At 68.4% G+C, this 15301-nt stretch carries 12 protein-coding genes; 5 read left to right on the top strand and 7 right to left on the bottom strand.

Annotated elements, in window-relative coordinates:
• Window positions 1–42: 42 nt before the first annotated feature.
• From AC50YM_RS10255 to AC50YM_RS10240, 4 genes are all read left to right on the top strand, one after another.
• Window positions 43–2526, top strand: a complete 2484-nt coding sequence (locus tag AC50YM_RS10255) for a Tex family protein (RefSeq protein WP_494956856.1) — start codon at window positions 43–45, stop codon at window positions 2524–2526.
• Between the two features lie 201 nt (window positions 2527–2727).
• Window positions 2728–4122 (top strand): OFA family MFS transporter, encoded by a 1395-nt coding sequence (locus AC50YM_RS10250; protein WP_494956838.1) that lies wholly within the window; start codon window positions 2728–2730, stop codon window positions 4120–4122.
• A gap of 1 nt (window position 4123) precedes the next feature.
• A complete protein-coding gene (locus AC50YM_RS10245) occupies window positions 4124–4267 on the top strand; it encodes an MFS transporter small subunit (RefSeq protein ID WP_494956837.1) in 144 nt (47 codons plus the stop codon).
• Between the two features lie 40 nt (window positions 4268–4307).
• Window positions 4308–6149, top strand: coding sequence for a gamma-glutamyltransferase family protein (locus AC50YM_RS10240; RefSeq protein ID WP_494956855.1), 1842 nt, complete (start codon window positions 4308–4310; stop codon window positions 6147–6149).
• A gap of 34 nt (window positions 6150–6183) precedes the next feature.
• Here AC50YM_RS10240 and AC50YM_RS10235 read toward each other — a convergent pair whose 3' ends face one another.
• The 5 genes from AC50YM_RS10235 to AC50YM_RS10215 form a co-directional block, all read right to left on the bottom strand.
• A complete protein-coding gene (locus tag AC50YM_RS10235) occupies window positions 6184–6930 on the bottom strand; it encodes a YqjF family protein (protein ID WP_494956836.1) in 747 nt (248 codons plus the stop codon).
• A gap of 72 nt (window positions 6931–7002) precedes the next feature.
• Window positions 7003–7578, bottom strand: coding sequence for a DUF3592 domain-containing protein (locus AC50YM_RS10230; RefSeq protein WP_494956835.1), 576 nt, complete (start codon window positions 7576–7578; stop codon window positions 7003–7005).
• A gap of 716 nt (window positions 7579–8294) precedes the next feature.
• Entirely contained in the window at window positions 8295–8684 is a 390-nt protein-coding gene (locus AC50YM_RS10225; RefSeq protein WP_494956834.1) for a DUF1622 domain-containing protein, read from the bottom strand.
• A 48-nt stretch (window positions 8685–8732) separates the two neighbouring features.
• Window positions 8733–9644, bottom strand: coding sequence for an SDR family oxidoreductase (locus AC50YM_RS10220; RefSeq protein WP_494956833.1), 912 nt, complete (start codon window positions 9642–9644; stop codon window positions 8733–8735).
• A 320-nt stretch (window positions 9645–9964) separates the two neighbouring features.
• A complete protein-coding gene (locus AC50YM_RS10215; protein ID WP_494956832.1) occupies window positions 9965–10867 on the bottom strand; it encodes an MSMEG_6728 family protein in 903 nt (300 codons plus the stop codon).
• 214 nt (window positions 10868–11081) lie between these two features.
• Here AC50YM_RS10215 and AC50YM_RS10210 point away from each other — a divergent pair, with 214 nt between their 5' ends.
• Entirely contained in the window at window positions 11082–11609 is a 528-nt protein-coding gene (locus AC50YM_RS10210; RefSeq protein ID WP_494956831.1) for a hypothetical protein, read from the top strand.
• 129 nt (window positions 11610–11738) lie between these two features.
• Here AC50YM_RS10210 and AC50YM_RS10205 read toward each other — a convergent pair whose 3' ends face one another.
• Together AC50YM_RS10205 and uvrA are read right to left on the bottom strand one after the other, a co-directional pair.
• Window positions 11739–12431 carry a transglycosylase family protein gene (locus AC50YM_RS10205; protein WP_494956830.1) on the bottom strand — a complete coding sequence of 231 codons (693 nt, stop codon included), beginning with the start codon at window positions 12429–12431 and terminating at the stop codon, window positions 11739–11741.
• 258 nt (window positions 12432–12689) lie between these two features.
• A complete protein-coding gene (gene uvrA / locus AC50YM_RS10200; RefSeq protein ID WP_494956829.1) occupies window positions 12690–15254 on the bottom strand; it encodes an excinuclease ABC subunit UvrA in 2565 nt (854 codons plus the stop codon).
• Between the last annotated feature and the right edge of the window lie 47 nt (window positions 15255–15301).

Below are 15301 nucleotides of genomic sequence, written 5' to 3'. Positions count from 1 at the left end.
TCCGCCAACACCCCGCCTCTCAAAGCGCCGTCCTCCGGGACCGTGTCCGCCAAGGCCCAGGCGCCGCACACCCAGGAGTCCGGCATCGCGGCCCAGATCGCCGCCGAGCTCGGCGTGCTGGCCTGGCAGGTGAAGGCGGCCGTGGACCTGCTCGACGCCGGGTCCACCGTGCCTTTCATCGCCCGGTACCGCAAGGAGGTCACCGGGACGCTGGACGACACCCAGCTCCGCGACCTGGAGGAGCGGCTGCGGTACCTGCGCGAGCTCGAAGTCCGCCGCCGGACCATCCTCGAGGCGATTGCCGCTCAGGGTGCGCTGACCCCGGAACTGCAGGCCGCCGTCGTCGGCGCCGACACGAAGTCCCGGCTCGAGGACATCTACCTGCCGTTCAAGACCAAGCGGCGGACCAAGGCGCAGATCGCCCGCGAGGCCGGACTGGAGCCGCTCGCCGACGCGCTGCTGAAACGGCCCGAGCTGGATCCGGGGCGGGAAGCCAACAAGTACCTCAACACCGAACACGCCATCGAAGACGCCGCCGCCGCGCTCGCCGGCGCCCGCTCCATCCTGGTGGAACGCGTCGCCCAGGACGCCGACCTGGCCGCCACCCTGCGCGAACGGCTCTGGACCCAGGGCCGGATGGTGTCCCGGGTGAAGAAGGGCAAGGACGCCGAGGGACAGAAGTTCAAGGATTATTTCGAGTTCTCCCAGCAGCCGTCCGGAATGCCCTCGCACCGCGTCCTGGCACTGCTGCGCGGCGAAAAGGACGGGGTCCTGGAGCTGGATCTCGCCGAGGCTGAACCGAACGACGACGCCGCACTCACCGCCGCGCGCGGCCGGTACGAGGCCGTTGTGGCCCGGTTCCTCGGGGTCGCCGACCGCGGCAGGCCCGCCGATGCCTGGCTGCTGCAGACCGCCCAGCTGGCCTGGCGCTCGCGGGTGCTCGCCCGGCTGACCGCGGACCTGCGGAGCCGGATGTTCGCCGCCGCCGAGGACGAGGCCGTGCGGGTCTTCGCCGCCAACCTCCGGGACGTGCTCCTCGCCGCACCGGCCGGAAACCGCGCCACCCTGGGCCTGGACCCGGGGCTGCGCACCGGGGTGAAGGTCGCGGTGGTGGACGGCACCGGCAAGGTGGTCGCGACCGACACCATCTACCCGCACGCCCCGGCGCGGAAGTGGGACGAGGCGCTGCGGACGCTGGTGAACCTGGCGCGGAAGCACGCCGTCGAACTCGTGGCGATCGGCAACGGCACCGCCTCCCGGGAGACGGACAAACTCGCCGCTGAACTGCTCAAGCAGCTCACCGCGGGCGCAGCCGGCACGCCGGGGAGCACGCCGGCCGGCACAACCGGCAGCACCCCGGTCAGCAAGCCGCAGAAGGTGGTGGTGTCGGAGGCCGGCGCCTCGGTCTATTCCGCGTCGGCGCTGGCCGCCGCGGAACTGCCCGGCATGGACGTGTCCCTGCGCGGGGCCGTGTCGATCGCGCGGCGGCTGCAGGATCCGCTCGCGGAGCTGGTGAAGATCGAGCCGAAGTCGATCGGCGTCGGGCAGTACCAGCACGACGTCACCGCCGCGAAGCTGGACCGCAGCCTGGATGCCGTCGTCGAGGACTGCGTGAACGCCGTCGGGGTGGACGTCAACACCGCCTCCCCGGCGCTGCTGAGCCGCGTCGCCGGCGTCGGGCCGCTGCTGAGCGAGAACATCGTCGCTTACCGGAACGAGCACGGCCCGTTCCACAAACGCAGCGAGCTGAAGAAGGTGCCGCGGCTCGGCGCCAAGGCGTTCGAGCAGTGTGCCGGCTTCCTGCGGATCACCGGGGGAGCGGAGCCGCTGGATGCCTCCAGCGTGCACCCGGAGGCGTACCCGGTGGCGCGGAGGATCAAAGCCGCCGCGGGCGGGAAGGGACCGGCGGCGGGCAGTTACGCCACCTTGAACCCGCAGGACTTCGTGGACGGCTCCTTCGGCCTGCCCACGGTCCAGGACATCATCGCCGAGCTCGACAAGCCGGGCCGCGACCCGCGTCCGGCGTTCGCGGCCGCGACGTTCTCGGAGGGCATCGAGAAGATCTCCGACCTCAGGCCCGGGATGGTGCTGGAGGGGACCGTCACGAACGTCGCGGCGTTCGGCGCGTTTGTCGACGTCGGGGTCCACCTGGATGGCCTCGTGCACGTCTCCGCGCTCGCCAACCGCTTCGTCTCCGACCCGCATGACGTGGTCAAGTCCGGCCAGGTGGTGCGGGTCAAAGTGCTGGAGGCGGATCCGGAGCGGAAGCGGATCTCGCTGACGCTGCGGCTCGACGACGAACCGGCAGCCGCTGGCGGACGGGCGGCCCAACAGCCGGACCGTTCGCGGCAGGCGGCGCCCCAGACTGCGCCGCGGCAGCCCGGCCGACAGCCCGGCCGGCAGCCGCAGCGGTCTACTCCGGGGCCGGCAGCTACCAAAACGGCAGCTGCCAAAACGGCGCCGGCCCCGGCTCCCGCCAACACGGCGATGGCCGAGGCGCTGCGACGAGCCGGGCTCGGAAAGTAGGACACGGAAAGTACGACACGGAAAGTAGGCCCGGCAAGGACATTCCTGACCGCTTGTCGCGGATTTCCTACCACTCGGCGCAGAACTAATACGTTTGCTGATGATCTGCACCATGATTGCCGAAGGCAACGGCCCAAATTGGAGGTCCTTCGCCTCTATGCCGCTGGGACGACGTTGTCTGCGACAAGCAAGGGAGCACTTATGGGCTGGCTGGACCGTGAACGAACTATCGCCCCACCGGGATTCAACCGGTGGCTGGTCCCACCCGCGGCGCTCGCCGTGCATTTGTGCATCGGGCAGGCGTACGCGACGAGCGTCTACAAGACGGCGCTGGTGAAGCACTTCGGCGCCAGCCTGACCGAGATCGGCGTGATCTTCTCGATCGCCATCGTGATGCTGGGCCTCTCGGCCGCCATTATGGGCACCTGGGTGGACAAGAACGGACCGCGCAAGGCGATGTTCACGTCGGCGATGTTCTGGGCCAGCGGCTTCCTGATCGGTTCGCTCGGCATCTTCAGCGGCCAGCTCTGGCTGGTCTACCTCGGCTACGGCTTCATCGGCGGCATCGGGCTGGGCATCGGCTACATCTCACCGGTCTCCACCCTGATCAAATGGTTCCCGGACCGGCCGGGCCTCGCGACCGGCATGGCCATCATGGGCTTCGGCGGGGGCGCCCTGATCGCCAGCCCGGTGTCCACCGCGTTGCTGAAAATGTACGACCCCAACTCCGGGGCCAAGGGCTGGGTGGCCAGCGGCGATTCCGTCGGCAAGCTCTTCCTGACCCTCGCCGCCGTGTACCTCGCCTACATGCTGTTCGGCGCGTTCACCATCAAGGTCCCGGCCGATGGCTGGAAGCCGGCCGGCTTCGACGCCTCCAAGGTCAAGGCCGCCACGCTCGTCACCACGGACAACGTCTCCGCCAAGAACGCCGTCAAGACACGGCAGTTCTGGCTGGTCTGGATCGCACTCTTCTGCAACGTCACCGCCGGGATCGGCATCCTGGAGCAGGCCGCTCCGATGATCCAGGACTTCTTCCGGCAGTCCGACGGCGTGTCCCTGGTCAGCGCCGCCGTCGCGTCCGGCTTCGTCGGGCTGCTCTCGATCGGCAACATGTCCGGCCGCTTCGCCTGGTCCGCCACCTCCGACGTGACCGGCCGCAAGCGGATCTACATGATGTACCTCGGCGTCGGCGCCGTGCTCTACACGGTGCTGGCGCTGGCCGGCTCGAGCACCACGTTCCTCTACGTGGCGCTCGCGTTCGTCATCATCTCGTTCTACGGCGGCGGCTTCGCGACCGTCCCGGCCTACCTGCGGGACCTGTTCGGCACGTTCCAGGTCGGCGCGATCCACGGCCGGCTCCTGACGGCGTGGTCCGCGGCCGGTATTGCCGGGCCGCTGATCGTCAACGCGTTCCTGGATGCCCAGGGCAAGCCCGGCCAGCTCACCGCCGCGTCCTACCAGCCGGCGCTGCTGACCATGGTGGGGCTGCTCGTCATCGGCTTTGCGGCCAACCTGATGGTCAAACCGGTCGACAGCAAGTTCCACGAACCACGCCCGGACCGCGTCCGGCCCGAAGAACCCGCCATGGAGGCCTGAAATGAGTACTGCACAGCTGCCTGCTGAACAGACATCGGGGAAACCGTCCACCGGGAAACTGGTCATCGCCTGGGCGCTGGTCGGCGTGCCGCTGGGGTACGGCGTCTACGAAACCCTCACCCGGGTGGCGGCCCTGTTTGGCTGACCTCGCTGAAGATACCGTCACCCCGCCGGAGGCCGGACCCGTGGCGTTCACCCGCCCGGATCCGTTCACCACCCGCCCCACCTTGCAGGGCACCTTTGGGATGAGCGCCTCGACGCATTGGCTTGCGACGGCGGCCGCCCAGGCTGTGCTCGAACGCGGCGGTAACGCGTTCGACGCCGCTACCGCGGCTGCCTTCGTCCTGCATGTCGTCGAGCCACACCTGAACGGTCCCGGCGGCGACATGACCGGCGTCTTCGTCACCGCGGAGGCGCCCGGCAGACCGGTGGTGCTGATGGGCCAGGGCCCGGCACCCGCCGGAGCCACCGTGGAGCATTACCTCGCCGAGGGCCTGGAACTCGTGCCGGGCTCGGGCGCGCTGGCCGCCGCGGTGCCGGCCGCCGTCGACGCCTGGCTCCTGCTGCTGCGCGACCACGGGACCTGGGAACTGGACGAGGTGCTTGCCTTCGCGATTGGCTATGCCCGGGACGGGCACCCGATGCTGGGCAGGGTCGGGACGACCATCGCGGCGGTGGCCGAGCTCTTCCGGACGCACTGGCCCACGTCGGCGGACCTCTGGATGCCCGGGGGACGGATTCCGGCCGAAGGGGAGCTCGTCCGGAATCCGGCCTACGCCCGGACCTTGCAGCGCCTCGTCGACGCCGGCGTGGCCGGAGATTCCCGCGAGTCCCGGATCGACGCTGCCCGCCGCGAATGGCGCGAGGGCTTCGTGGCCAGGGCCATGGTGGATTCCGTGCAGATCCCGCACCGGCATTCTTCCGGCACCGACCACCGCGGGGTCCTGGCGCTGGCGGATCTCGCGGGCTTCGAGGCTTCCTACGAGCCGGCCGCAACCGTGGAGTTCCGGGGGCACACGGTCGCCAAAACGGGGCCGTGGGGGCAGGGCCCGGCGCTGCTGCAGACGCTCGCGATTCTCGAGGGGTTCGACGACACGTACCTCGACCCGTCCACCGGGCTTGGCGCGCACACCCTCCTGGAGGCCCAAAAGCTGGCGCTCGCGGACCGGGAAGCCTACTACGGCGACACCGACGTGCCGCTGGAGTACCTGTTGTCCGCGGAGTACGGCGCGGGCCGCCGGGCGCTGATCGGGGAGCGGGCCTCACACGAATTCCGGCCCGGCACGGTACCCGGGCATGAACCCTACCTGCCGCCGCTGCGCACCCAGTACACGCCGCCTGCCCTTGTGGCGGCGGGGGCCGCCGGCGCTGGTTCCACCGGTACTGATTCCGCCGGGCTCGGCGTGGGGGAGCCTACTGTGGCACCGAGCGGGGAGACCCGCGGCGACACCTGCCATATCGACGTCGTGGACCGCTGGGGCAACATGGTCTCGGCCACCCCGTCCGGTGGCTGGCTGCAGTCCTCACCGGCCATCCCGGAACTGGGGTTCTGCCTCGGCACCCGGCTGCAGATGACCTGGCTGGAACCTGGGACACCCTCCACCCTGACCCCGGGCAAACGGCCACGCACCACGCTGACGCCGACCCTCGTGCTCCGGGACGGCCAGGCCGTGACCGCGCTGGGTTCGCCGGGCGGTGACCAACAGGACCAGTGGCAGCTGCCGTATCTGCTGCGCACGATCGTCGGCGGCTACTCACCCCAGCAGGCCATCGACGCCCCCACCTTCCATACGACGTCGATGCCTGGTTCGTTCTGGCCGCGCACCTGGGAGCCCGGCGGCGCCGTCGTCGAGGACCGGCTGGGCGAGGATGTCATCGCGGGACTGGAGCGCCGCGGGCATGTCGTCACCAGGGTGGGCGGCTGGACGCTGGGGCGGTTGTCAGCGGTGGTGCGGGATCCTTCGACCGGAGTCCTGCAGGCAGCGGCGAATCCCAGGGGCGCGCAGGGCTACGCTGCCGGGCGGTAGCGCGTTGCGGGTTCCTTTTGCGTCTGCCCGCGCTTCAGGACGCGCCGGCCAGGAAACGCGGCCGGCCGAACTGGGTGCGGACTCCGGGGGAGAAGAGCACTGATTCGGGCGGTCCAGCGACGTCGATACCGGCCGCGGCGATCAGTTGATCCTCAAGGTGAGTCAGTTGTGCGCGGTAGAGCGGCCACGCGCCATGGGTGTTCGGAACATACAGGGTCCTCGCCCGGAACCGGGTGTGCAGGCCGAACCGGGCGGTGAGGTGGATGGACAGCGGGTCGGTTGCTTCGGCGTCGAGCTCCGGGGCAACCGTGAAGTTGCTTCGGGCGCCGCCCCGGAACCGGCGCACCCAGTATCCGGCGCTGGCACCGGCCGAAGCATCCAGACTCCCGGCATCGCGGAAGCCCGCCCGCGACCACACGTAGGGAATCCCCGCTGCCCGGGCAGCCAGCACGACCGCCAGCCGCGTCGCATCCAGGCTCAGGAAGACGACACCCCGGGTGCCGTCAGGTTCCCGGGAGTAGAGGCGCACGTTGATCTCGTTGAAGCTCCCGAAATAGGGGATCGCGGGCCCGCGGCCCAGGCTGGCGCCTTGCATGCGGAAACCGATCAGCCCCACCCAGGCGGAGCCGTCGAAGTCGTCGGGCACCACGCCCGGAGGCATGAACGGCGCCGCGACCGCGGCAGGGATCCGCCAGTGCAGAAAGACTGCGTCGGACCACCGCTGGTCCATGATGACCGGGGCGGGAAGTTCAGGGGCGCTCGGCCACGGATCAACATTCATCAGTCGGTGCCCGTTGCGGAGTCAGTCATCTCCCGAGCCTAACTGCAGCGCGTGGTAGCCGTATGGATCCCCTTACTGCTGCTGCCGAACCTTCCGAAGGAGGGATGCGCCCAATATCGATGCACCTGCAATCGCAAAAGCTGAACCAATTCCAAAAAACAGCCAGGTGCCGAACATAGTGACGTCTCTGAATTCTCCGACGATAGCGCCAAATTCAGGGTGACGGGGGTCATAGGTTACCTCCACGCTTTCGCCGATTTCCCATTCGCATGGGTAGACGTACAGCTCAGACTTTGCCTCATGCCGTGTGCCATCTACGGTGAACTCTGCGGTCGCTTTGCACTTGTCAACCCAGCCACTTCTCGGGCCCTGCCTCCGCATCTCATTCATGTCGAGCTCAACGACCTGGCCCGTCACCACCACCGTGCTAAGACCAGGTGTGAGGTGCTCCACTACCGATGGAGTCGTCAACGACAATGGAATGAGACCGACGAGCAGGAAGAACCCTCCCATAATCCGCAGGCCGGTTGTGGACTTGATCTTGGCAGGATTTTCTCGAGGTTGAATCTGGGACGTCCACCCGGTCCCATCCCAGTAGTGCATTGAGTCGGGATGGAACGGGGACGGATACCAGCCGGGAGGATGCATTCAAGTTTCCTTTGTGCTTTGAATCGCGGATCGCTTCACCGCGTCCTTGTGCCCGTCACACCGAGTTGTCACGGCAGAAAATATTAGGCACTGCCCAGCCTAGGGGGCTGGCAGTGTTCAGGCCTGGACCATGGAGACCGAGCCGCCGGTCAGCGCAGGTCCGCTACTTGAGCGGCGGCAGGACGACAGTCGTCTCCCCAAATTGCAGCGTTACTTCACGCGAGAGGTCCACCTCGGCCGGGGTCCAGATTACGTAGGTGCGGGGAGCCAAGTCCGCGGTGCAGTTTGGTCCACCCCGGGTGTCGAGACCAAGCTTTAGGCGATGTGCGTCGAGGACCTCGATGGAAGATGGGAACGCGGGGCAGCTGGAACTGCCGCTCAAAACGACAGCGAATTTCGCCCCGGCATCGAGCCAGCCTGCGGGTGGGAAAGGATATAAGGGAGCCTGAGCAGAAGAACTTGGTCGCGCAGTGATTGCTTCCGCGGGAAGCCCGCCCTGGCGTTCAGATTCAGCAATCGAACCGGGCCCGGCCGAGCATCCGGCCAATAACGCGGACATGCCCACAAACCAAAGCCGAACAATCTTCCCCATACGACGAGGCTACGGGGTGACTTGTGGTTCGTCACCCAGCGGCGGGCAATACGTAGCGAACTCCAGTGAATCTGACGGAGATTCAGCGGGCAGTGCAGACCACCGGTGAGGGGTGGCCGGGCTTTTAGCCTGCAGATCTAGCGGCAGAAGAGCCTTCGGGTTGCTTCTGCCAGGGCCAGCGCCCGGTGATTTCGAGTTCGAGTGAAAAGCTCAGGAAGGTTCTGATCAGCACAATGACGGCGAGCACACCGACACTTTCGAAGGTCGGGGTCACAGCGACCGTCTTGATGATGTCCGCCGCGACCAGCAGCTCGAGCCCGAGCAGGATGGAACGGCCCAGCAATTGCCGGTACGAGCGGTACACGGACAGCGGCTCGGACCCCTCGGGCATCCGCCGCGGCTGGAAACCGCGAATCGCCAGCGGAAGGGACACCACGGCGCCGATCACCATCACGGCCACCCCGGCGATGTCCATGTACCCGCCGACCGCTTCAATAATGTGCTGCAAATCCATTGTTCCCCTCACTGGAAACTCGGTGTCTGACCCCTGGAAACGGCGTACTCAGGCGTGCCGTTCACCCACACCGGCGAGCATGGCGCGGTAGCCTTCGCGGAAGCTCGGGTAGGTGAACTCGAATCCGGTGCTGCGCAGCAGCGCGTTGCTGCAGCGTTTGTTGCCGCCGCGGGACGGCTCGCCACTGGTCTTCTGCCCGGCGGCCGGTCCGCCGGTCTGCGAGCCACTTTCGGCAGGGCCCGACGGCGGCTGGGGTAGTCCCAGCTCGGCGGCCAGGAAGCGCAGCACTTCGCCCAGTTCGGCCGGCTCGTTATCCACGCCCAGATACACCGGCGCCGGGACCGGGTCCATGGTGCACAGGCGGACGATCGCGGCGGCGGCGTCGTCCCGGTGGATCCGGTTCGTGAACCGTGACTCTGCCGGAATGACTGCGGACCCGCTGCGCACCTGGTCCAGGAGCCGCGTCCGGCCGGGACCGTAGATACCCCCGAGCCGCAGCACCACCGGCGCGATCCCGGTCCCGCTCAACCGGCTGGCGAGGACATCCTCCGCCTCCCGGATGATGCGGCCGGAGAACCCGCCGGGCTCCGGCGTCGTGCTCTCATCAACCCAGCCCCCGCCCGCGTCGCCATAGACGGCGGTGGAGGAGACGAACAGCACCCGCCGGACCGGGGCGCCGGACTTCAGGACGGCGTCGAGGACATTCGACAGACCGTCCACATAGGCGGCCCGGTAGGCAGCTTCGGTGGGGGAGTCCGCCGCGATCGCGACGACGACGGCGGTCGTGTCCGCCGGGACGGGCGGCAGTTCGCCGGCGCTCAGGTCGGCCGCTGCACCTTCGATGGCGGACGGGAGCTTCTCGGGCGAGCGCCGCCAGCCCACCACGCGGTGGCCCGCCGCGGCGAACCGCAGACCAGCCTCGGTGCCCAGATCGCCGCAACCGGCCATAAGTACAGTCATACGCCCAGTCTGCCAGCAATCCAGAACCAACCGGGCGAGGCGGGCCCGGCGGCTAACCGGCCGTGGGCGCTTGACTGATGCTGGGAACCCGGCGTGGTTCCGCCGGAAAGGTCGGGCGGCAGTTCGCCACGAAATTCATCAGCATTGATACGCCAACGACCAACAACGCGGGGTCACTACCGGCCCATCCCGGTGCGCTCCATGGGCCGAATCTGACCCCGCGTTGGGGTGAATGGGCGCGCTGCCCGGGGGTTGCACACCGCCCGGGGGGTGGTGCTGCGCGGCCGTCAGCGGTGGCCTCGGTTAGCGCTGCCCGCGGGTCAGCGTGCCGGGACCGGGAAGAAGACCCGCGGATCCTGCAGCAGCGCCGGGTAGTCAAACGCCGAACGGTCCAGGATCTCGTCGACCTGGAAGTTCCGCGCGAAGCGTCCCTCCACAGTGATCGGACGGCCCAGGACCTTGCCGACGGCGAAGGAGGCGCCGTCGTCGAACGGGATCGCAACGGTCGAGTTGCCGGGCAGCGTGTTGAACGCCTCCTCCTGGTGCTGGCGCTTGCGCGTCGGCTTCTTGACGAGCTGCTTCGGCGGGAGCTTGCGCACCTTGGCGGGACGGCGGGCACCGGAATCCGCGTAAACGAACTGGTACTCCTCGTCGCCTTCAGCGGCAGCCTTCGCCCGACCCACGAGCGGCAGGCTGACAGTAGCCACCTTGGTCGGGTCGGTGTCGCCCAGCGGCTGGCGGAGGACCCACATGCGGTCGCCGATCGGATCTTCCGGCAACAGCTCGTGCTTGGGTTCGGGCCAGACGTATTCCAGGTCGAGCTCCGTGTCCGGGAACAGCGGCGTATAGAACCGGGGGTCCTTGGCGATCAGCCGGGAGCGGTGGCTGAGGTGCACCTCGGGGGCGCCCAGCCACGGCGGCATCGGGATCTTGGCGGCATAAGCGGGGTGCGCCGCCTGCGGTGCGAACTCCATGATCTTCCCGCGGGTGGTGTCCTCCCCGCCACGGGCAGTCCACTCGTCGACCATGGTCAGGCCGTACAGCGTCAACGCGGGGACGTACCCCATCCACATCCGGATCGCCGGGTGCGACTGCCAGCCGTACTCCGGGATCACCAGCGCCCGAAGGGTCTGCAGCGCTTCAACGCGCTGCTTGCCGAGCCGCGCGCGGTCCAGGACCGCGGCGCTCTGCTGGAAATCGGGGAAGGGGAGAAAAGTCTGCATCTCTCCAGTTTGAGGCCATGGGGCCAATGCGCCAATTGCGGGCGGCTGCGGGTGAGCGTGTTCACATTTTGGAATGGGACAGACAGTCCGCAGTTTCGGCGGGTAAACTAACACAAACCACCCCTGACGTCCGGAAGACACGCCAATGCCGAAGAAGCCATTAGTTGAATCATCGGCGCGGCCTGCGCCCGCAAAACTCCCCAAATACGGCCAAATGCTGAGCCCCGACGCCAACGGGATTCTCATCCTGGAGGAGTTTACAATCGATCCCGCGGCCGCCCGCAAGGAGCAATCCGGTTTCCGGTCGGCCCTGGCGTCGGCGGCGCTGACCATGCGGCGTCTGCTGGCACTCCGGCTGTTCATCGCCGTTGTTGCGATCGCGAATCTCCCGCTGTTCCTGCTTTCCAGCGGCTGGGAAATTTACGTTGTCTCGCTGGCCATCGTCGTAGCAGTCCACGCGGCCGTGTCCTGGCTGAACCGCCACGAGCCAAAGATCCGCCAGCGGGGAATGCTGGAACTGCACCTCCACCGCGAGAAAAGCGCCAATTACCGCAAGGTCCGCGACGCCGTGAAATACGTCATCGACGCCCCGGCCCGGATGAACGAAAACCTTTACCTCGAGCTGCTCGCCGCCAAGCGCGTGGCCCTGCATCTTGCAATGGGCACCGTCGCCCTGTTGGACACCAGCGATGACACCGCCTGGAAAGTGCAGATCGTCCGCGAGATTCCGCGGGCCGCATAAGTCCGGGGCCGCATAACCGCGGGCCGCATAAGACACACTACGTAGACAGCACGACGCCGGAGGGTCCCCGTGAGGGAACGCTCCGGCGTCGTGGTTTAAACCGCTGCCGCTGGGCCGCCCAGGAGCAGACTAGGCCGGAAGCTGCAGCACCTGGCCCGGGAAGACCAGGTCCGGGTTGCTGATGGAGGCAGCGTTGGCGTCGGCAAGCGACTGCCAGCCCCCGGTGATGTTGAGCTTCTTGGCGATCTTGCTCAAGGTGTCGCCGCTCTGGATCGTGTAGCTCTCGCCGCTCAGCGCGACGGCCGCCGCGTGGCGCGCCGGAGCGGCCGCCTTCGGTGCTGCCGCCTTGGGGGCGGCCTTGACGGCGACCTTGGGTGCTGCCTTGACAGCGGCCTTGGGGGCAGCCTTGGCCGGGGCCTGAACCGCCGGCTGTGCCTGGGGCACACTCTGCGGAGCGATGGCGCCGCCGCTCAGGCCAAGCTTCGCGGAGCAGGACGGCCATGCGCCCCAGCCCTGACCGGCCTGCACCCGCTCGGCCACGGCGATCTGCTGCTCACGGCTGGCGTTAGCCGCAGACCCGGTGCCGCCGTACGCGGCCCACGTGCTGGGGGTGAACTGCAACCCGCCCGCAAAACCGTTTCCGGAATTGATGCTCCAGTTGCCGCTGCTTTCGCACTGGGCCAGGGAATCCCAAACGGAACCGGCTGTCGCGGTGGGGACGGCTGCGTTGGCCGCCGAGGCGGACAGTGCGATCCCGGCGATGGAGACGGCCGCAAAAGTGGCGCCGCGGCGCGCGACAGTGCTGTAGGTGGATTTCTTCATGGGATTCATGCTCCTGAGGGCCACCGGTGCTCGGTCCGTCCCCGGACGTTGTCGCACTACTGCCCGCCCCTGACGAATAGAGGTCGTTGAGGTGTCTACCGGACGGGCAGTATCTGGTGGTGGTAGCACCGGGCATACATGCCCGGAGTCCGGACACGGACTCTACGCTAAACCAGGCCACGCCCGTTATCAAGCCGTTATCATCAGTAAACTGTTTTTATTTAAGGCAACGTCAGCCGAACCCCACTCAAGCGCTGCTCAGCCGCCGAGAACTGCGGCGAGATACGGCGCCGTCCGGCTCTTTTTGGACCGCGCGACGGCGGCCGGTGTCCCGACGGCGATGATCTTGCCGCCGGCGTCGCCACCGGCGGGACCAAGGTCGATCACCCAGTCCGCGGCCGCCACGACGTCCATTTCGTGTTCCACCACGATCACGGTGTTGCCGGCGTCGACCAGCCGGTGCAGCTGCGCCATCAGGAGCTCGACGTCGGCGGGGTGCAGGCCCGTGGTGGGCTCGTCCAGCAGGTAGAGCGAGTGCCCGCGCTGGGCGCGCTGCAGTTCGGTGGCGAGCTTGATGCGCTGGGCCTCGCCGCCGGAGAGCTCGGTGGCGGGCTGGCCCAGCCGCAGGTAGCCCAGCCCGACCTCGCGGAGGGTCTGCAGGCTGCGGGCGGCGGAGGGGACCTCGGCCAGGAATTCCGCGGCGGCGTTGACCGTCATGCCGAGGACCTCCGCGACGCTCCTGCCGCGGTAGGTGACCTCGAGGGTTTCCGGGTTATAGCGCGAACCGTGGCATTCCGGGCAGGGGCCGTAGCTGCCGGGCAGGAACAGCAGTTCGACCGCGACGAAACCCTCGCCCTGGCAGGTCTCGCAGCGGCCGCCCGCGACGTTGAAGGAGAAACGGCCCGCGCCGAAGCCGCGGGCGCGGGCCTCGTCGGTCGCGGCGAATTCCTTGCGGACCGCGTCGAAGAGACCCGTGTACGTGGCGAGGTTGGACCGCGGCGTGCGGCCGATCGGCTTCTGGTCCACCTTCACGAGCCGGTCCAGCCGGTCCAGGCCGGAAACCGGGCCCACGCTGAGCGGCGCGTTGGACTCGGCGGCCTCGGATTCGAGGTCCGCGGTGGCTTTCGCCGCGGCGTCGGCCTCCGGGTGCAGCCGGCTGCCGACCACCTCGGCGAGGACCTGGCTGACCAGGGTTGACTTGCCGGAGCCGGAGACGCCGGTGACAGCGGTCAGTACGCCGAGCGGGAAGTCGGCGTCGAGTTCGCGCAGGTTGTGCCGGCTGATGCCGCGCAGCTCCAGCCAGCCGTCGGCTTCGCGGCGGGTGCGGACCGCGGCCGCACCGCCACCGGGGCCGTCCGGGAACAGGAACGGCCGGGTCACCGACGCCTCCACCTCGGCGAGCCCGGCGATCGGACCGCTGTAGAGCACCTCGCCGCCGCCCTCGCCGGCGCGTGGACCGACGTCGATCAGCCAGTCGGCGCGGCGGACGATGTCCATGTTGTGCTCCACCACAAACACCGAGTTGCCGGAGGACTTGAGCTGGTCCAGCACCGCGAGGAGGGGTTCGGCGTCGGCCGGGTGCAGGCCGGCGGAGGGTTCGTCGAGCACGTAGATCACGCCGAAGAGGCCGGAGCGCAGCTGGGTGGCGATCCGCAGCCGCTGCATCTCGCCGGGGGAGAGCGTGGGGGTGGCCCGGCCCAGCGCGAGGTAGCCCAGGCCAAGGTCCAGCAGCACGGTTACCCGTTGCAGCAGGTCCCGGGTGATGGCGACGGCGACCTCGTTGGCCTCGCCCGAGCTTTGTTTCCGCGAGGCGGTCCCTGCGGTCGTCAGCTCGGTGGTGGGACGGATGATCTCCGTCAGTTCAGACATGGGCACGGCGTTCAGCTCGGCGATGGTGCGTCCCGCGAACGTCACCGCGAGGGCCGCCGGTGTCAGGCCGGCGCCGCCGCAGACCGGGCAGGGTCCGGTTTCCATGAAACGCAGCACCTTCTCGCGCATCGTGGTGCTCTTGGAGTCGGCGAGGGTGTGCAGCACGTAGCTTTTCGCGCTCCAGAAGCGGCCTTTGTACGGCTTCGCGACGCGGTCGCGCTGCGGCGTCACCTCCACCACGGGCTGTTCCGCGGTGAAGAGGATCCAGTCGCGGTCCTTTTTGGCCAGCTTCCGCCAGGGGGTGTCGACGTCGTGGCCCAGGTGGGTGAGGATGTCGCGCAGGTTCTTGCCCTGCCAGGCGCCGGGCCAGGCGGCGATCGCGCCGTCGCGGATGCTCAGTGAGGTGTCCGGGACCAGGGAGGATTCGGTGACGGTGTGCGCGATGCCGAGGCCATGGCATTCCGGGCAGGCGCCGGCGGCGGTATTGGGGGAGAACGCGTCCGAGTCCAGCGGTGCGGCGCCGTCGGGGTAGCTGCCGGCGCGGGAGAAGAGCATCCGCAACGAATTGGACAGTGTGGTGAGCGTGCCGACCGTCGAGCGGGAACTGGGCGTCCCGCGGCGCTGCTGGAGCGCGACGGCGGGCGGCAGCCCGCTGATCATCTCGACCTTGGGGTTGTGGCCCTGCTGGATCAGCCGCCGGGCGTAGGGCGCCACGGATTCGAAGTAGCGGCGCTGGGCTTCGGCGTAGATGGTGCCAAAGGCCAGTGAGGACTTGCCGGACCCGGAGACCCCGGTGAACGCCACGATCGCGTCGCGGGGCACATCCACGTCCACGTTGCGCAGGTTGTTTTCCCGGGCACCGCGCACGCGGACGAAGCCGTCCGGGGCGTGGTCTGCGCCGGGTGCGGGAATGGCCTGGCCGGGAAGATGGGAAGCATGCTGATCACTGTGCATCCAATCGACTCTATCGGTGTCTGCTGCCTGCGGGCATATCCTTACCG

The sequence above is a fragment of the Pseudarthrobacter sp. RHLT1-30-1 genome (assembly GCF_059383415.1).
Note: the sequence above shows the minus strand (reverse complement) of the source record. Positions and strands in the feature narration are given on the sequence as shown.